Source organism: Paenibacillus arenosi (genome assembly GCF_014841135.1).
Taxonomy (GTDB): Bacteria; Bacillota; Bacilli; order Paenibacillales; family Paenibacillaceae; genus Paenibacillus_B; species Paenibacillus_B arenosi.
This window is the reverse complement of record NZ_JACYTN010000003.1, coordinates 18,010-37,279: the sequence shown is the minus strand read 5'-3', so window position 1 is coordinate 37,279 and position 19,270 is coordinate 18,010. Positions and strand designations below refer to the sequence as shown.

The following is a 19,270-nucleotide window of genomic DNA, read 5'->3' as shown; positions in this document are numbered from 1 at the left end:
GTTAAAGTATCCTGACCTAGCACCAAAAACCTTTTTTCTAAGAGTCTTCTTTTTATTTTCAGAATGGGTCAAAAAGGTCATGTCCCCCCAAAGTCTCCGATTGCCACACACAGATTTGTACATATACAATAAGAGAAGGACAAAGGCTAAAGTCATATCGACAGGAGGATGTTACATGCCACAATTAATTTTTAGAGGGATTCCAGCTGAGGGTATACGTGCAATTAGCATACCGCTGGTGGAGGAGATGGCTGCAATATGCCAATGTGGGACAGATAATTTTACCTTAGAGTGCCTTCACGTGACCGCTATATTTGACGGAAAATATACCGATTCGTACCCTTTCATTGACGTATGGTGGTTTGAACGTGGGGATGAAGTTCGTGATAAAATGGCCGAATCCATTGATAGACATGTCCGGTCACTCGGGATACCGGATTTGGAGATTTCTTTCCGAGTTGGACGCGAGGACAATTTTTATATGAACGGAAGACGTTATACGTCCTAGCTGTTGGAATTTATACCGTCATAGAAAATGGCCCCTTCTACCAAAATGGTGAAGGGGTTTTTACCTTTCACAAACAAAACCTCTCAGCAGGCACCCCATTCTATTAGTTGAAAATGCTCTCGCAAACCCGCCTATATTCCCAGCCCAACCAACCACTTACCAAATTACCACCTGAATATAAGGGTTTTATATAAATTCACCCATAATATCACAGAAACATTCGCAATATTTACAAATGGTATGAATAGTACAGCATAATTTACGCACGTTTTACTCAGTCTTCGAACAAAATTTACAGAGCACTTTTATACTAGGCTTGTGATCAAGGAGGTGAGTCATATTCTCAAATTACAAAATATAAGCAAACATTTTGATGGCAAAACGGTTCTCGATAATATTAGCTTCGAGATCGGTACAGGGGAAATTGTATCGCTGCTAGGACCAAGCGGAAGCGGAAAGACTACGCTGCTGAACATCATTTTGGGGTTGACTCAAATGGATCAAGGAAAGATTCTATTTCATCAGTCCGATTTGACTCATGTGCCTATGAGAAAACGCGGTTTCAACATTGTATTTCAGGATTATGCCCTTTTTCCGAATTTGAACGCATATGACAATATCGTGTATGGTCAGCGCAACAATAAAGAATCGGCGAGCCCTCAACAGATTCAAGAATATATTGAATTTTTGGAACTAAAACCTCATCTACAGAAAAAAATCGGGGAATTGTCTGGCGGACAGAAGCAAAGAGTGGCATTGGCGCGAACACTCGTCACCAATCCGAAAATTTTGCTGTTGGACGAACCACTTAGCGCTCTAGATGGAGTCATTAAAGAATCTATTAAGCAGCGTATTCAGTCCATTGCACGGGAGTTCAAGCTGACGACGATTATCGTAACGCATGACCCAGAGGAAGCATTAACGATTTCGGACAAAATTCTTATTATTAATCAGGGGAAAATATCGCAATTTGGTGCCCCCCAAGAAATTGTGCATCAGCCTAGCAATGACTTCGTCGATCAATTTATTATTAAGCAGCTTCACATCAAAAGACAAAATATATACAACTTGTTTGGAGAACAGTATGCCTAATGTCAAACCAGAAATGCGGGTAATTTTTGTAGTCATTCTTTCACTATTCACAGCATTCCTGTTTCTACCGCTTCTGATTCTATTCGCTCGTTCATTCGAGGACGAACAAGGGATTTCGGTTGCCAACTACATGTCGATATGGTCGGACCGGAATATGATAGAAGCGTCCTTTAACAGCTTGAAAGTGTCGGCTGCTGCGGCCTTCATATCTACCATTCTGGGATTTACGCTTGCCTATGCAATTCACTGCACCAATATTTACAGACCGCTGAAAAGCGTGCTGAAAACGGCCATTGTCGTTCCTATGCTGCTTCCGACGATCACCTACGGCTTTGCGATTATTTACTCGCTTGGGAATCAGGGATTGCTTACGAAGCTTGCAGGACGAAGTCTATTCGATATTTATGGATTCAACGGTTTGCTGATCGGATATGTCATCTACACACTGCCGCCAGCATTTCTACTAATTCACAACGCCTTTAAGTCTATTGATAAAAAATTTATTATCGTATCCAAACTTATGGGCGACGGGACATTGCGCAGCTTTGCGAACACGATCCTTCGTCCATTGATAGGGACGCTAGGCGGAGCCTTCGTGCTCTCCTTCATTCTCAGCTTTACAGATTTCGGGATTCCTGCTTCGTTAGGCGGAGCTTACCCTGTAGTGGCGACTCAGCTGTATCAAGTGATGCTTGGCTCTATTCCCGACTTTAATCAAGGTGCTGTCATCGCCGTCCTTATGCTAGTTCCTGCGATGTTTGGCATTTGGCTGCTTAAACATCTCGAACGGCTCAATTTTCACTATGACAAGTTGGCGGATACCGAGCTGCCCCGTCATCGTATCCGGGATGCAGCATTTGGTACCATCTCTATCGTTACCGTTCTCGGGGTGTTGTCCATCTTTGCTGTGATGTTCCTAGCACCGTGGCTAACTGCCTTTCCTTATGATTTCACTTTTACGTTAAAACATGTAATCAGCACGTTTCAATCGAGCGACTTGACGAGGGTATATGTAAACTCCTTGTTTGTAGCGCTACTGACAGCCCTATTCGGAACGCTGATCGCGTATAGCGCAGCCATCCTAAATGTACGAACTTCCCTAATGGGCAGGTCTGCTCTAGACATCGTTTCAATGATTTCTAATACGGTGCCTGGTATGGTGCTCGGAATCTCGTACCTATTGCTTTTCAACGGCAGCAGCCTAAAGGGAACGTTTGCAATTCTCGTCCTTTGCAATATGATGCATTTCTTTACAACGCCGTACCTGATGGCCAAGAACTCTCTGTCTAGAATGAATCCATCTTGGGAAACAACCGGAGAACTGCTCGGTGACAGCTGGTTCAATACCGTTTGGCGGGTTATTCTCCCCAACTCGGCTTCTACCGTGATCGAAATGGCAAGTTATTTTTTCATCAACGCGATGGTGACGGTCAGCGGCATTATTTTTCTGGTCTCCGCTCAAACGTCCGTTGTAGCCAGCAAGATTAAGGAGCTCCAGCATTTTGGGAAATTTAACGAGATTTTTGTAATGTCCTTGCTTATCTTTTTTACAAATTTGATCATCAAGCTTTTATGCGATTATTTGCAAAAACGGCGCACTGTGAACTAACTTATGCCTAATCCGAAGGAGCAAATTACGATGAAAAAAACGTTGAAATGTATACTACTCACATTATTAACGATAAGCCTAGCGATTGCTGCAACAGGCTGTGGCAAAAGTGAGGCAGACGTCAAAAAAGTAGTTATCTATACAAACGGCGATGAAGAAGCCGTTCAAGCGATGAAAACATCACTTACGAATAGCGGCTTTGAAGGTCAATATGTACTGCATTCGCTTGGAACTTCAGAGCTGGGTGGCAAACTGCTCGCTGAAGGTAAAAATATCGAAGCAGATTTAATTACGATGAGCTCCTATTTTATTGAAAGCTCGCAAAATAAACACGATATGTTTAAACAACTATCATTTGAAACGGACGCAATTGATAAGCATCCTTCTTTTTATGCGCCTATATTATCAATTACCGGTACAACCTTTGTGAATACGGAACTATTAGAACAAAAAGGGCTTCCACGTCCCACATCCATCGCGGATTTAACAAAACCAGAATTCAAAGGTCTCGTCTCCATTCCGGACATTATGCACTCCTCCACAGGATGGCTGCTGATTCAAGCCATCATTTCCGAATATGGGGAGGAATCGGGCAAGGCTATCTTGCATGATCTCATTACCAATGCCGGCCCTCATCTGGAGAGCTCCGGATCCGGTCCGCTCAAGAAAATACAGGCTGGGGAAGTTGCCGCTGGTTTTGGCCTTCGCCATCAAGCAGTTGCTGCTAGAGCAACGGGTATTCCCATCGACTTTGTGGATCCTATTGAAGGCAATTTTTCATTGACAGAGTCCATTGCTGTGGTGAACAAGGACAATGAAACTACCGATCTTGCGATGAAAATGGCAGAGGCCATCCTCAAAGGTGCAAGAAAAGATTTGATCGTTAACTATCCAGTTGCCTTATATAAAGGAGAAACCATCGATCAGGTCGACAAGCCTGCATACCCGAAAGGTTTTGCGAAGCCGCTCACAGTAGAACTGCTCCAAGAGCATCAGCAATTTTTCAATACATCCAAATCAGGTAACTAGGGGGTTTACGTGATGAACAGCTACAAACTATTAACACCCGGACCTTTGACCACAACACGTACTGTAAAAGAGGAAATGCTGCTTGATCGATGCACATGGGATGATGAATACAAATCGATGACTCAACAGATTAGATCTCAACTGCTGAATTTAGCAGGAGCAGACCCCGTTAAGTATACAACAGTACTTATGCAGGGAAGCGGTACGTTTACTGTAGAATCTGTCCTTACGTCCACGATTAGAGATGAGGATAAATTGCTTATCGTAACGAACGGCGCTTATGGTGAACGCATCGTGCAAATAGCCGCTTGCATCGGCCTACAGCACACCGAATACCGCGTCAACTTTGATGAGCAGCCTAACGAAAGCGACATACGATCAATTTTGGAGAACGACCCAAGTATTTCTCATATCGCTATGGTTCACTGTGAGACCACAACCGGGATACTGAACCCGCTCGATATGATTTCTAAGCTTTCCATTGCGTATAGAAAAACGTTAATCATAGATGCCATGAGCAGCTTTGGCGGTATCGAAATTGATGTTCCCAGCCTTGGAATTGATTATTTGATTAGCAGCGCGAACAAATGTATTCAAGGTGTTCCGGGCTTCGGGTTTGTCATTGCTAACAAAGAGAAGCTTACAGCCTGCGAAGGTATTGCACGCAGCTTATCATTAGACCTATATGATCAGTGGCAGGGAATGGACAAGGACGGCAAATGGCGGTTCACTTCCCCGACGCATGTAGTCGCGGCCTTCTCCAAAGCTTTGGAGGAATTAGTGCAGGAAGGCGGCGTTGCTGCAAGATTTATACGTTATCGTGGCAACAATGCCTTGCTTAGAGAGCGGCTTGCCCAGCTTGGTATCCATGCTTATATTGCATCGGACAAGCAATCGCCGATCATTACTACTTTTTTGTTCCCGAATGAATCGTTCAGCTTCCCGCATTTCTATGCTTACACAAAAGCAAGAGGCTTTGTTATTTATCCTGGCAAATTAACTGACGTGGATACGTTCCGAATCGGTAATATTGGAGAAATTGATTACGAGGACATTGAGCAACTTTGCACAATTATTGAAGAATATATGGGAGTGGGAGTGATCGCATAATGAACAAAGTTGAAGGAGTTATTTTAGATTGGGCGGGAACGACTGTCGATTACGGATGCTTCGCCCCCGTCAATGTGTTTGTCACAATTTTTAAAAATGCCGGAATTGACGTTACGATGGATGAAGCAAGAGCGCCCATGGGAATGTTGAAGATCGACCATATACGTGCAATGCTCTCCATGCCGAGGCTATCAGGACTGTGGGAAGATAAGTACGGACGTCCGTTTGAAGAACAAGATGTGGAAAAGCTTTATGCCGAGTTCGAACCGGCTCTCATGGACTGTTTGTCTCAATATACAGACCCCATTCCCGGTGTAATCGAAACAGTAGACAAGCTGAGGTCTCAAGGATTAAAAATTGGTTCTACAACAGGCTATACCAACACCATGATGGATGTTGTCGTTTCGAATGCTCGTCAAAAAGGATATAGTCCCGATAGTTATGTTACGCCAGATGATACTCATTCCTGCGGAAGACCGTACCCTTACATGATCTATCGCAACATGGAGCAGTTGAAGCTGTCCGCAGCTTGGGGCATCGTAAAGGTTGGCGATACGACATCCGATATTAAAGAAGGCGTAAATGCAGGTGTATGGTCTGTCGGTGTTGTAATTGGAAGCTCCGAAATGGGGCTTCACCAAGAACAATTCGAAAGCCTTGCGCCGTCCGAACAAGAAAAAATAATTGCAGACACAAAAGAAGTTTTCCTTCAGCACGGCGCAGACTTTACCATTCATACGATGAGTGAGCTACCTGCACTAATAGAGCAAATCAACAGCTTATTATTGAAGGGCTTTAGACCTGGCTGCTCCTTGACATAGCTCTCATCTGATTAATATTCACGCGCAGCATCGAACCAACGTTGAGCCAGCTCCTCGGGTATGGGCTGGCCAAGCTGGTGGTCAGACTGACTAAGTTGCCAGACCGCTTCACCGAGGTCATCTCGTTCGGTCGTTTCAATACCTTTAAGCGTGTTGAAGCGCACGGTGAAAGCAGTAATGGCGGCCTCAGCTTCGGCCAAACTGCGCGCTTGAGCCAAAGTTTCCTGTGCAGCGTCGTAAGCTTCATTAGCCAGCTTGGCTAGACGTTTAGGCCACGACGAGAACGGGCGGCCGAACTGGGTCGTCCACCACTCAGGCTTCCGCAATTGGCTCACAGAAGCATAGTCGGTCCACGGGCGGGTTGTAGCACGGGTTTTCATCTGCTGTTTTAGGCGCTTCCCAGCGCTCTCTTCCACATTGTAAGCGATAAATCTATCAAGTATTGGCCAAGTGTTCAAGGTTGGCAAGTCTCCCAATTCAGGTATGAAGCGCAACTCCAGATTCGTTAACTGGACATGGCGAGCCAACAAGTCCAGATCACAGAAATTCCCCTTCAAACTCAATGAGTTCAAGTTGGGGAACTGGTTAAGACACTTCAGAGAGATGGGCTGTCCCAATGGTTTGTTATGTAACGTCAGGCACGTTACCTGGTGCAGCTCACCCAGCTCAGGTAGCATGTATGGAGTATCATCTCTACGTCGACTGGTACGTGGTTCTAGTATAAGAGAAGATGGCATATGACCAGTGGCTGAGAAGCGTGATAGATCGCCAGACACGCTCAAGCGACACTGCCGCTCCGGGAGCTTCAAGCTCAGACGACCCACGGATGAGTCTAACGTGATATGCAAGCCATGAAGCCTGGACTGACTGCCATCCACCACCGTATCTGCAACCAGCATCGGAACCCACGTCATCTCTTCAATGGGACGTTTATAAGCCCATTCGAAGAAACCTGTGTCACTGCCTGTGTAGTACAAAAATCGCGGTCAGGGTGAACCCGCTGGCGTGGCAAAGGCATCAAACACGCTCCAATTAATCCGGACGTCAGATGGAACATGAAGGTCTACCTTCTTTCCCAAATGTGACGGTCCAATGGATAAACTACCAACACCTGGCCGAGTAACTAGAATATGACTACGAGGGCCTGTCAGGTCGATGGGATAACGACCAGCTTCTCTAATAGAAGCCGAGGATTGAGCTTGGTTATCATTTGGCAATTCTGTCATCCTTTCTGCTATCTTTAGTTCAGACAGTGCATTCGGAAGCTAGCTATTATTGAAAATATTTATCCCCTTAACGTTGCAATGATTCTACTTGGTTTCAATATCAGATCAAATGCTCCCTCAATGCTTTTACATACAATATCCGCTTTCATTAAAGATTTTGCGGAGCAACCTTCTTCCCCGATCACGATAATGGATAGGCTGCAAGCTTCAAACATTTGTCCATCATTAAACCCATTTCCAATACATGCGCATTGTTCTGCTCCAAGTTTTTCTACAATTTCTTTTTTATATTGTGCAGCATTTGAATGATCAAATATTTGTACTTCTATTGGCATGTCAGCACATTGATTTCTAGCAGTACCATGGGTATCAGCCGTTACTACATGTACTCGTATGCCTTTTTTATGAATAGCCTCTATTTTTTCTTTTATTGAAGGAATAACTTTACCGTCACAGGCTATAGTTCCGTTATAGTCTAGTACAAGATTTTTAATGTTTATAATTCCTCTTCCGGGTATATTAATTTCCACTTCAAGCATCTCCTTATCTCTAGTTGATACATCTACCCTATTAGTCAATGGCGTTTCCTTATTACTCAATCAAAAAATTGCACTTACTTATGATACGGTTCACCAGGCCGTTCGTAACGGAAATTTTTAGCACTGTCTTGTTGCAACTAACCTTCTCACATAACCTCCTACAATTTTTTAGTATATTTTCCCTTGACTAAATATAGGGAGGGGGGGTATATTAAGGGCGTGGATTTTAATTACAGAGGAGTGTAAAACATGAAATTACAAAAATCTACTACTACATCTATAAAAGGACTCCCCAGAGCAGCAACTACATTTACATTTTTACTTGGTATATTTATGGGTGCACTGGACCATGGGATTGTGGGTCCGGCACTAAGCTCTATCATTGAAGCTTATGGATTGGAGACATCTTGGGGTGTTTGGAGCTTTACGGTATATACACTATTATTCGCAGTTAGTATCCCTCTCCTCGGCAAATTATCAGATCGCTTCGGTAGAAAACAAACGTTTGTGTTCGGGATAACAATGTTTGCAATAGGTTCCTTAATTGCCGCTATCGCTCCAAATTTTACAGTGTTTCTGATCGGTAGAGCCATTCAAGCAATAGGATCGGGAGGCATTTTCCCAATCACAGGTGCACAAATTGTTGCATCTTACCCAACTGAAATGCGTGGTCGTATTTTGGGGTTGATTGGTGTCATCTTCGGGGTTGGTACCATCCTCGGACCAGTTATTGGCGGTATAATTGTGTCTCATTTTGACTGGCAAATGGTGTTCTGGATCAACATTCCTATTTCCCTTATAATCTTGATTCTAATTTCCATGGTGAAGCAGGAACAGCAAATTGTGAAGAAACCAATCGACATTATGGGGATCCTTGTTCTAACAACAATTATTCTAGCAGTCATGCTGGGGATTACGATTATGAATTTTTGGATTGTTTTTCTGGGCATCATTTTAGTTCCCTTGCTAGTAAAAGTAGAAAGAAAGCATGCAGACCCTATCTTGAAAATTACTTACTTTACAAAGATGCATACATTAACTCTTCTTATAGCATCAATGATTTCTGGCTTTATAATGGCATCTGCAACAAACCTCATGCCTCTGTTCGCAGAAAACATTCTCAATCTCGATAAAGAGGGGGCAGGGATAAGTGTAGCTCCTCTCGCAGCCGCGTCGATGATTGCCTCCCTAATCGGGGGAATACTTGTGGATAAACTGGGAGCTAAGAAGGTTCTCATTATAGGCTTTTTCATTACACTTCTGGCAGCAATCGGCCTAAGTACAGGAGTAGACACACTTGCCTTGTTCTATCCTGTAATTGTACTAATGGGATTTGGCATCGGTATTGTTATTGGTGCACCGTTAAATATTCTAATTATTCAAGTTGTAGATGTGAAGGAAACAGGTTCGGCGATTGGATATATCAGCTTGTTCCGATCACTAGGGTCTACGCTAGGGCCAACAATTGCTGGATTATGCCTCACTATATTCGATAACGATTTTGAGAACGTATTTATGATAAGCGGTGTTGTATCCCTAGCTAGTCTAGTACTACTTATAAGTCTTGTTGGAGCTAAGAAACCAACTTTGGCGAGTTGTAACCAATAATCCATTACCATTACCACATGTACAATAATGAGGGATGCTATAATCTATTGAGGTCGGAGATCTGTTTCCGTATCTACTACCCTTTTATCAGCGAAAAGAAGCTCGAAACCCAGCATCTGTTCCCAAGGAACGCAGACTGCGGGCTTCAAGCTTCTTCTTCCTAATCATCAAATTTAAAGCAACTTAATCAGCTCTTCTAGCTCATCCACCAATACTTTAGCAAGTTCAAAATCAGTATTTTTTAAAGCCATTTCTATTTTCATTTCAACTGACTTTTTATTTTGTTCTATTTCTAAATAATCTTTATCAAAATGACTCGCATAGATCATCTGTTTGAATTTTTTCATTTTCATTTTTCTTATCGTCTTATCGCCAATGATTAACACATAATCCATACCATTTACAACCGAATAGAAATCATGAGAAATCATGAGAATCGCACCTTTATAGCTCTCAATGGCTTTCTCTAGTGCTATTTGTGCATACGTGTCTAAATGGCTTGTCGGTTCATCTAGCAGCAATACATTGGCTTTACTAGCAGACACTTTTGCCAACTGAAGCATATTTTTTTCTCCACCAGATAAAGACCCTATCTTCTGATTAACGATTTCTCCTTCAAAGCCATAGTTCGAAATATACGATCTAATCTCATCATACGTGTTAAATCCGGCATCGATAAATTCTTCTAGTATGGTATTCGAATCATTTAGCACTTCGCCTTGCATCTGAGATAAATAGGCCACTTTTGCATCAGCATGTATCTCAATGGAATCATGAATATTTTTAAAGATATCTCGCAGTAAAGTCGTTTTCCCGGTACCGTTTGCACCAATAATGGCTACTTTATCCGTAGACTTTATCTCAAAGTTAACATGGTCTAACAGCAACTCGTCAAAGGCAACACGATAATCATTGACCTTTACAACCACCGTGTCTTCCATTTCATTCTCAATATCAAAATTAATATTCGGTTGCTTAATATCAACAAACGGCGCTTTAATTCTACGCGCTTCCAATCTTTCTTGAAACTTAACTCTAGCTTTTAACGCTCGTCCTCTAGATGCTTCTGAATTATGCGTTGCGATCGCTCTAAGATTATCGATAATGCCATCGTATCTCTCAATTTCTTCTTGCTCAGCGACTGCGATTTCTTGTAGCTCTATTTTTGTCTGAAGCAATGAGAAGTTATACTCGATATATCGCCCATCAAACTCTTGGATTTCCTTGTTTTCAAGGTGAATCATTTTGTTGAAACAATGATTCAATAAATATCGGTTGTGCGTAACAACTAGAAGGATTCCTTTATGGGAATTAATTAGGTGTTTAAGCGCATTTAAATTTTCAAAGTCTAAAAATACATCTGGTTCGTCCATAATGATGACGTCTGGACTGTTAAGCATTTCCTTTATCACTTGAATAAGTTTGAATTCTCCACCACTTAGGGCGGATACCTTGTGATCTTTAAGCTTCGTAAGATTTGCTTGATTTAGTTTCTTATTAATGTTGCTTTCAAAATCTCCCCCGCCGATTGCATCAAATGCGTCTAAAGCCAATTGATACTTTTCGAGTAAAGGCTCAATATCCGCTGATGTTTCCATTTCGGTACAAATAGATGTTATTTCATTTTGTATCTTAATAAATGGTTCCCCTATATACTCAAAAACGGTTGTTTCCTTCGTTTCGTCTAATTGAGGGAATTGACTTACGTACCCGATTGTACACGTCGGCTCTATTTCTAATTTGCCCTCGAACATGTGCTTTTCAGGATCCATCAGTATATCGATTAATGTACTTTTCCCATTACCACTTGCTCCTATAAAGGCGCAATGTTGTCCCTCTTCAAGCGTAAATGAAATGTTTGTATATAGTTCTTTTTGTGGAAATGAGAAGGATAAGTTTTCAACTTTTATCATCGTATTACCTTTCTTTATAACTAAAATAGTGACTGTTTTTAGTTGTATTGTAGAGTATAGTATTAGCGTTTAACGTTGTTTAGATTAACACTGTTTACAACCAACTTCAATCCGTTTTGTATCCCATACATTGGGGGTCAACATTTCTTGCTACCTCCTTACCTGTCCTCATGGCAGTCCTTCATGAAATTAGCCCATATAAAAAAACTATAGCTTTGCATAGTTTTTTTGTGTTTCCCGATATCCGCTTCCACGCCTTATAATCTATCCAATCATATCACGTAAGGAGCTGCTACAATTGAAAACATCCATTATCGGTTATCCGCGAGTCGGCGGACTTAGAGAGCTTAAATTCGCATCCGAAAAATACTTCAAAGGTGTGCTTCCAGTCGAAGAACTGCAACAAACAGCGGCGCAGCTTAGATCGGCAAACTGGAAGCTTCAGCAGGAAAATGGCGTCGACTTTATTCCATCCAACGATTTTTCCTTTTACGATGGACTGCTCGACACCGCTTGCTTGCTTGGGATCGTTCCGCAAAGATACCAAGCACTCGGCCTAAGCCCGCTGGAAACGTATTTCGCAATGGCGAGAGGCTATCAAGGCGACAAAGGCGACGTGAAAGCACTGGCGATGAAAAAATGGTTCAACACAAACTATCATTATATGGTGCCCGAAATTGACGATACAACAAGCATCCGTGTAGCTGGATCGAAGTTGTTCGACGAATTTACGGAAGCCAAACAGCTCGGCATCACAACCAAACCCGTACTAATTGGCGCATTTACCCTGCTTAAGCTCGCAAGATTCACTGGATCTAAAAACGCTAAGGATTTCGTGCCTGCAGTTGTCGAAGCTTATACGGCTGTCCTGAACCAATTGAACACACTTGGTGCAGCATGGCTACAACTAGATGAGCCTGCATTGGTAACGGATTTGACTGCGGAAGATATCTCGCTGTTTACGGAGCTTTACAACGGAATTCTCTCCGCTAAAGGCGGCGTGAAAGTTGTTGCACAAACGTATTTCGGAGACGTTCGTGACTGCTATCAGGCGCTCCAAGCACTTCCGTTTGACGGAATTGGCATCGACTTCGTCGAAGGCAAGCAGTCTTTGGAACTCGTGCGTGAGCATGGCTTCGCAAGCGACAAGGTGCTGTTCGCCGGCGTACTTAACGGTAAGAACATCTGGAAGAACCAATATAAACAGACGATTGCACTCGTTGGCGAGATTGGCAAGCATGCAAGCCAAGTCGTGCTAGGCACTTCCTGCTCACTGCTCCACGTTCCTTATTCACTGAAGCATGAAACGAAGCTGACGGAGACGAATAAGCAATACTTCGCGTTCGCGGAAGAGAAATTGCGTGAACTTGCTGATCTGAAATCGATTCTGGAGCAAGCGAGCCCAGAAGCCTCCGCTATTTATACGGAGAACGAGAAGTTATTCAACGCATCGCGCCTTACGAACGACAACTCGGTACAGAAGAGAGTGGCTGCGCTGACGGATGCCGACTTCACGAGATTGCCTGCGTTTGCTGAGCGAGAAACGATTCAGAAAGCTAAATTTAATCTACCGCTGCTGCCTACGACGACGATCGGCTCGTTCCCGCAAACGGCTGAAGTCCGCGCAAACCGCGCAGCCTTCAAGAAAGGCAACATCACTGAGGAACAGTACAAGCAATTCAACTTTGACCGGATTGCGGAGTGTATCGCACAACAGGAAGAGATCGGAATTGACGTCATTGTTCACGGCGAATACGAGCGCAATGACATGGTAGAATACTTTGGCGAATGCTTGGATGGCTTTATTTTCACAGAGAACGCCTGGGTTCAGTCTTACGGAACACGCTGCGTAAAACCGCCGGTTGTATGGGGCGACATTAGCCGCAGCAAGCCGATGACAGTAGAATACTCAGCGTTCGCGAAGAGCCGTACCAACAAACTGGTCAAAGGTATGCTGACAGGTCCGGTAACGATTCTGAACTGGTCGTTCCCTCGTGAGGATATCAGCCTGAAGGAGAGCGCTCTTCAGATCGGTCTTGCCATTCGTGATGAAGTACTCGATCTGGAAGCGAACGGTATCGAAATTATCCAGATCGACGAAGCTGCATTGAGAGAGAAGCTGCCACTGCGCCATTCCGACTGGCAAAGCGAATACTTGAGCTGGGCAATTCCTGCCTTCAGACTTGTACACAGTGGTGTTAAAGCCGAAACGCAAATTCATACCCATATGTGCTACAGCCAGTTCAGCGACATCATTCGCGATATCGATGCGATGGATGCCGATGTCATTACGTTCGAAGCATCGCGTTCGGATCTGGCCCTCATCGACGTTCTTAATGAATGCGGCTTCCGTACGGAAGTCGGTCCTGGCGTCTATGACATCCATTCGCCTCGAATTCCGAGCGTGGATGAGCTTAAACAAGGGTTGGATCGCATGCTCGACAAGATCGAAGTCTCCAAGCTATGGGTTAACCCGGATTGCGGACTTAAAACACGCGGTGTCACGGAAACGTGGGCCAGCTTGAAAAACCTTGTACAAGCAGCTAAAGAAGTTAGAGCAACGTTGTAATAATGTAAAAGAGGATGGACTCAGTCGAGTTCATCCTCTTGTTTTATAATCGGGTAGCCAAAATCCATAATGATGTTTTTGAGCTTCATCACATAGGCGGTAGCCAACTGACTCAAACTCGCCTTCTGATTCACGATATAACCAACCTGAATGCTTTCATCCGTACGAAGTCGTACAGATTTGATTTGTTCCCCGTTCAGATCCTTATTCAATACGCCCGAGCTAATCGTATAGCCGTTAAGCCCGATCAGCAGGTTGAATAGCGTAGCGCGGTCACTGACCAATATTTTTTTCTTGTATGTTCGTGTACTGAGAATTTCCTCCGCAAAGTAAAAGGAATTATATTCGCCTTGCTCAAAGGCCAAACACGGGAAGTCATCCAAATCTTCGATGTCCAGCAGCGACTTGGATGCAAGTGGATGCTCCTTACTGATGAATACGTGCGCTTCCGCTTGGAATAACGGATGAAATCGCAACTCATTGTCCTTTAATATTTTCTGAATCACCTTTCGGTTGAATTCGCTCATATAGATGATGCCGAGCTCACTTTTCATATTCCGTACGTCTTCGATAATCTCATAGGTGCGTGTTTCGCGCAGTGTACACTCGTACTCATCCACATTAAGCTCCTTCAGCAGTCCGACGAAAGCCTGGACTGAGAAAGCGTAATGCTGCGTTGAGATCGAAAACAGCTTCTTCGAAGGTTTACGATTCATGTACCGCTGCTCGAGCAGCTCCGCTTGCTCCACGACTTGCCTGGCGTAAGATAAAAACTCCGCTCCATCGCTTGATAGCACGATTCCCTTGGACGATCGAAGGAAAATCTCTATACCAGCTTCCATCTCGATCTCTTTCACCGCGTTGGACAAGCTCGGCTGAGAAATATACAGCTTCTTTGCCGCTTCGCTTATGGAACCGCAACTAACGATGGTCAGAATATATTTCAATTGCTGTAAGGTCATTAGAATACCCCTTTTCTACAACCCCAGTGTCGTTTCTCTAGATAGCCTTCTTCTAACAACTAGAAAAGGCGTCTTCCCTCTGAAAAATACATAGGGAAAGACGCCTTCATAATCTTACATCATGATGGATCATCTAACGCCTCCCTATCTCCCGTAGGTACAGCAGTGCTGTAAGAACTGGCAGGTCTCCTGGCTTGGGAATCATCACTCGGCAGCGACCTTCCCGATCGATGTAGATCAGTGGCTGATTGAGCTGCCTGCTCCTCCGTTACAGTGGCGGGACCGCGTCGGCATTGCACCGAACTTCCCTTTTAAGTCAGAACGACAAGCATGCTCGCCGATCAGACACCTGTTCTCGCTTATACAATTAGGTTGAATTTTTATTATATTTACATCTTACTCGACATTACATTGAAGAGTGAACTACCACCCACCTAAGAGGTGCTGGCCTCTTGGTCAATAGAACTATTGCTCCAAGTTTACCCAAGCTTATAGACTAGTTACTAACCCAATAGAGGCAATTTACATTGATAGCAGCACCATTTACTAACTTGTATCGTAATCACGCCTGTTGATTAACCATATATTTGAACTTTTTTCTCAGCAAATAATCGCTCTCTCAAAAAGAAAAGCAAGTTTTACAACCCAAATATCGGGTAGGCATCTTGGCTTCTATATCTCTTTGCAGCTTCTATTCTTGCACTTCTAACGATTTTTACTCGTCGTTCTAAATCTAATAAAAGCTCCCTCATATCTTGAATATTTCTAATATCCATTAAAGGTGCCCTTTCTAAATCTTAATTTTAAAAATTTCTCTAAGCTCAATCCCTACTTATTATCTAGTTCTTTAAGTTGTTGCTTCTCAATCTGCTTAATACTTTTTGAAGGCGTAGGTAAATCCTCCGGCATTGTTCCGCCTAATTCTTCAATTGTTTTTCTAACTTTTGCACCTACATCAAAATGTGTTTTATTAGCTTCTAATTTTGAAGAAATATTTTCTCTTCGTAACTTTTCATCTGTTTGAGTTGCTCTGAATAAATTAGCTGCAAGCTCAGTGCTTCCCATATGATCCAAAATCTTATGACTCTTTTTCAAGCCTCTTTTAGTATGAATTTCTTTTTGCCCTAAACCACCATATAAACCTTTATATCCGTAATTTTGAAAAAATATTATAATCAACAGGCGTTTCAACACCAGCATTTTGCGCAGCTTCAGCTAAAGATTTATTATGTTCTTTTAATTCATTTCGAATTGCTAAACGTTTCTTATCTTCACTTAATGAATCAAACTCTTCCTGAAGCTCTTGCTTTCTTGTTTGAACTGCAAAATAGGTCTGACCTAATGCTACAACTTCTTTAGATGAATCTGCATTTTGTACAACTAAGTAACAAGCATATCTTGAAAGTACTATATCCTCTATTTTACGTTCTGCTCCAGAACCGAGTTGAACCATTTTGTTGACGTCAACAAAATGGTCTAAAACATTTTGATTACTCAATTCGCAAGCTATCTTTGCTTTTTCTATTACCTTTAAAAAATTTCGCCATTCTTTATATTGTAAAATTTGTTGTATATCTCTTGCGTACCAAAACTCCTGCTCATAATCATTAATATTTTTATATTGTTCAAAAGTGGACTCACCATATTTTTCAATGTCACCCACAAATAATCCTCCTTTATATTCCTATAAATATATTATAAAACAGCGCAGTATAGATTTACATACCACGCTGTTTACTAAAGGAGAAATTATTCATCTATTTTAGAATATTAATGACATTGAGCAGAAAACCTCACTCACTTATGATACGGTTCCCCACGATTAATCTTCACCGCACGATAAATCTGCTCTACCAGCACTAAACGCATCAACTGATGCGGCAACGTCATCCGACCAAATGACAGCTTCGTCTGTGCACGACGTAGAACAGCGTCAGATAGCCCATTAGAGCCACCAATAATAAACACAACATGGCTCGTTCCATATGTGCCAAGCTTATCAATATGAGCTGCTAGATCCTCACTGGACCACAGCTGTCCATTTATTGCTAACGCCACAACATGAGCATCTGGCTTCACCTGTGCTAGAATACGCTCACCTTCGCGATCCTTTACCTGTTCAACCTCGGCATCGCTCATCTTCTCTGGTGCCTGTTCGTCCGATAGCTCCGTCACTTGAAACTTCACATAGGGAGCTAATCGTTTACTGTACTCCGCTATCCCTTGCACCAAGTACTTTTCTTTTAATTTCCCTACACTGATCAATTGAATCAACATCTATAAGTACTCCATTCTTTTGCTCTAATCTATTATCCCGTCCTGCTTGCCACCACTAGTGTACCCGATGCATACTCATAATAAAAGAGAGGACCTAAGCCCTCCCTTCCCTTGCAAAAATGTTTAAAAAGTAACTTAACGACGCGCTTGAATAGCTTTCTCCATACGCTCCAACGCCTCTTGAATGATAGAACGCGGCGAAGCCATATTCAAGCGCATAAAGCCCGCTCCATTATCACCAAACGAAATCCCTTGGTTCAACCATACCTTCGCCTTTAACTGCAAGAAGTCCTTCAACTCCACAGGAGACAGCCCAAGCTCACGGAAATCTAGCCATTTCAAATACGTACCTTCTTGCTCGAACACCTTAACCTCAGGAATACGTGCTGTAATAAACTCCTCAATGAGCTTATTATTACCTTGCATATACGCCATCATCGCATCAAACCACGCTTCGCCTTCTGTATAGGCAGCAATCGTTGCCTCAATTGGCATCACATCCAGATCATTGATACCCAATGCTTGTACTGTTCTGCTGAACGCGTTGCGCAGCTTCGCGTTCGATATCATAATATTTGCTGCCTTAAAGCCAGCAATATTAAACGACTTACCCGCAGACGTAGCTGTAATCGTAATATCCGCAACTTCTGGAGACAAGGAAGCAATCGGCGTATAGGTATGCCCTGGGAACACGATGTCATGATGAATATCATCAGAGAAAATGAGAACATCGTTCGCGAGACAAATATCCGCTATCCGCTGTAGTTCCTCACGCGACCATACACGACCACCCGGGTTATGCGGATTACAGAGGAAGAATATTTTTACCGCAGGGTCCTTCGCCTTCTGCTCAAAGTCATAGAAGTCGATCTCATAGTGTCCATTTTGCAGCACGAGTGGACTTGTCACGACTGTACCGCCATTGGAAGCAATCATACTCGCAAATGGAGGATATAGCGGCGGCATAATGATTGCTTTCTCGCCTGGCTTCACCCAAGTTCTCATCGTAACAGCCATAGAAGGCACAACCCCTGGAATCGTCACGATCCAATCCTTCTTAATCTGCCAGTTATGACGCTTGTCCATCCATCCGATTACCGCATTATAATAACGATCCGAACGCTCGGTATATCCATATATCGGCGTTTGAAGCCGTTTCACAATTGCCTCTTGAATCGCAGGAGCAGCCACGAAGTCCATATCTGCAACCCAAAGAGGAATACAGTCTTGATGTGCCGCTGACTGCGGAATAACTTTTGATGCATCTGTATGAGTGCGGTCAATTACTCGGTCAAATTCGTACATGAAGTCTCCACCTCGTCCTAAATCTATGTAAATGAATTGAACTTATTTTACCAAAGTATAACATGCTATTTAGTAGGCGCGTTAAAAAAGTATCAACAGCACTTTCAATAAAAAATAACCAAGCGGCTCTAGGACAAATATCACCTATTCACATCCTGCATCGGAATTATCCCCATCATAAGCATTGTTAGCTGCCCTACATTTCTCTTCAAAATCGCTTGTCCACATGTGGATAACCTTTATCATCTCACCTAACATCTTAGTTATCCCCATTATTCATGATACTGTCCCCATAACAAGCAAAAAACAAGGGTATTCACAGACTCCCGCCTGCTTTCCCCTTGCTTGTTCTTCATACGTTGCAGTTATACACATCTCATACAGTAGGCATCTTCATCTTACTTCTGACACGATCACCTTAAAAAGCAATCTCGATGCCCGCAACTATGCAACTAACATCCTTCGCTATACGACCAGGAATTGTGCCTCTTCCTCACAATTCATACAACAACGAATTGGGCGCTCCCAATCACTGAATTGCTGCTCATCCAAGTCTACAATATCCGGTGCATCTTCAAATTCATCAACGAACTTATCAATTGCTAGTTCTACATGCTCTTTGCATACTACATACATGAAGTTCCCTCTTTCTTGCCTAACCAGCTGTTTGTCTTATCTCTAATGTACTCCAAGCTCTGTTTC

Annotated in this window: 16 protein-coding genes, 1 pseudogene and 1 riboswitch; of the genes and pseudogenes, 8 read left to right on the top strand and 9 right to left on the bottom strand. The window is 43.0% G+C overall.

Annotation, left to right across the window (positions count from 1 at the left end):
- Positions 1–175 precede the first annotated feature (175 nt).
- The 6 genes from IFO66_RS06165 (at position 176) to phnX (ending at position 6,169) form a co-directional block, all read left to right on the top strand.
- Positions 176–508 carry a DUF1904 family protein gene (locus IFO66_RS06165; RefSeq protein WP_192024308.1) on the top strand — a complete coding sequence of 111 codons (333 nt, stop codon included), beginning with the start codon at positions 176–178 and terminating at the stop codon, positions 506–508.
- Positions 509–847: 339 nt separating this feature from the next.
- Entirely contained in the window at positions 848–1,600 is a 753-nt protein-coding gene (locus tag IFO66_RS06160) for an ATP-binding cassette domain-containing protein (protein WP_192024648.1), read from the top strand.
- The gene (locus IFO66_RS23740; RefSeq protein ID WP_225445551.1) at positions 1,593–3,209 is read left to right on the top strand and encodes an ABC transporter permease; all 1,617 of its coding nucleotides are present in this window, start codon (positions 1,593–1,595) and stop codon (positions 3,207–3,209) included. The genes IFO66_RS06160 and IFO66_RS23740 overlap by 8 nt, the downstream gene beginning before the upstream one ends.
- 30 nt (positions 3,210–3,239) lie before the next feature.
- Positions 3,240–4,238, top strand: a complete 999-nt coding sequence (locus IFO66_RS23735; RefSeq protein WP_225445550.1) for an extracellular solute-binding protein — start codon at positions 3,240–3,242, stop codon at positions 4,236–4,238.
- Positions 4,239–4,250: 12 nt separating this feature from the next.
- Positions 4,251–5,348 carry a 2-aminoethylphosphonate--pyruvate transaminase gene (gene phnW, locus IFO66_RS06150; protein ID WP_192024307.1) on the top strand — a complete coding sequence of 366 codons (1,098 nt, stop codon included), beginning with the start codon at positions 4,251–4,253 and terminating at the stop codon, positions 5,346–5,348.
- A complete protein-coding gene (gene phnX / locus IFO66_RS06145) occupies positions 5,348–6,169 on the top strand; it encodes a phosphonoacetaldehyde hydrolase (protein WP_192024306.1) in 822 nt (273 codons plus the stop codon). The genes phnW and phnX overlap by 1 nt, the downstream gene beginning before the upstream one ends.
- An 11-nt stretch (positions 6,170–6,180) precedes the next feature.
- On the opposite strand, the pseudogene IFO66_RS24195 reads toward phnX, so the two are convergent.
- Both IFO66_RS24195 and IFO66_RS06135 read right to left on the bottom strand, forming a co-directional pair.
- Positions 6,181–7,395: pseudogene (locus IFO66_RS24195) on the bottom strand (hypothetical protein).
- A gap of 59 nt (positions 7,396–7,454) precedes the next feature.
- Positions 7,455–7,925: an HAD family hydrolase gene (locus IFO66_RS06135; protein WP_337912575.1), complete on the bottom strand. Its 471-nt coding sequence runs from the start codon at positions 7,923–7,925 to the stop codon at positions 7,455–7,457.
- Positions 7,926–8,183: 258 nt separating this feature from the next.
- Here IFO66_RS06135 and IFO66_RS06130 point away from each other — a divergent pair, with 258 nt between their 5' ends.
- A complete protein-coding gene (locus IFO66_RS06130; protein ID WP_192024304.1) occupies positions 8,184–9,542 on the top strand; it encodes an MFS transporter in 1,359 nt (452 codons plus the stop codon).
- A 173-nt stretch (positions 9,543–9,715) separates the two neighbouring features.
- Here the strand turns inward: IFO66_RS06130 and IFO66_RS06125 are convergent, their stop codons facing one another.
- The gene (locus IFO66_RS06125; RefSeq protein WP_192024303.1) at positions 9,716–11,455 is read right to left on the bottom strand and encodes an ABC-F family ATP-binding cassette domain-containing protein; all 1,740 of its coding nucleotides are present in this window, start codon (positions 11,453–11,455) and stop codon (positions 9,716–9,718) included.
- A gap of 298 nt (positions 11,456–11,753) precedes the next feature.
- Here IFO66_RS06125 and metE point away from each other — a divergent pair, with 298 nt between their 5' ends.
- A complete protein-coding gene (metE, locus tag IFO66_RS06120; protein ID WP_192024302.1) occupies positions 11,754–14,024 on the top strand; it encodes a 5-methyltetrahydropteroyltriglutamate--homocysteine S-methyltransferase in 2,271 nt (756 codons plus the stop codon).
- 20 nt (positions 14,025–14,044) lie between these two features.
- Here metE and IFO66_RS06115 read toward each other — a convergent pair whose 3' ends face one another.
- From IFO66_RS06115 to IFO66_RS06095, 6 genes are all read right to left on the bottom strand, one after another.
- Entirely contained in the window at positions 14,045–14,986 is a 942-nt protein-coding gene (locus IFO66_RS06115; protein ID WP_192024301.1) for a LysR family transcriptional regulator, read from the bottom strand.
- 162 nt (positions 14,987–15,148) lie between these two features.
- Positions 15,149–15,354, bottom strand: a riboswitch (cobalamin riboswitch).
- Positions 15,355–15,814: 460 nt separating this feature from the next.
- Positions 15,815–16,165 (bottom strand): hypothetical protein, encoded by a 351-nt coding sequence (locus tag IFO66_RS23720; RefSeq protein ID WP_225445547.1) that lies wholly within the window; start codon positions 16,163–16,165, stop codon positions 15,815–15,817.
- Positions 16,131–16,649, bottom strand: a complete 519-nt coding sequence (gene dinD, locus IFO66_RS23715) for a DNA damage-inducible protein D (RefSeq protein ID WP_337912574.1) — start codon at positions 16,647–16,649, stop codon at positions 16,131–16,133. Before dinD ends, IFO66_RS23720 begins: the two co-directional genes overlap by 35 nt.
- A gap of 134 nt (positions 16,650–16,783) precedes the next feature.
- Positions 16,784–17,263 (bottom strand): 23S rRNA (pseudouridine(1915)-N(3))-methyltransferase RlmH, encoded by a 480-nt coding sequence (gene rlmH / locus IFO66_RS06105; RefSeq protein WP_028594558.1) that lies wholly within the window; start codon positions 17,261–17,263, stop codon positions 16,784–16,786.
- A gap of 135 nt (positions 17,264–17,398) precedes the next feature.
- Entirely contained in the window at positions 17,399–18,568 is a 1,170-nt protein-coding gene (locus tag IFO66_RS06100; RefSeq protein WP_192024300.1) for a MalY/PatB family protein, read from the bottom strand.
- A 465-nt stretch (positions 18,569–19,033) separates the two neighbouring features.
- Positions 19,034–19,204: a CxxH/CxxC protein gene (locus IFO66_RS06095; RefSeq protein ID WP_084509106.1), complete on the bottom strand. Its 171-nt coding sequence runs from the start codon at positions 19,202–19,204 to the stop codon at positions 19,034–19,036.
- Positions 19,205–19,270 lie beyond the last annotated feature (66 nt).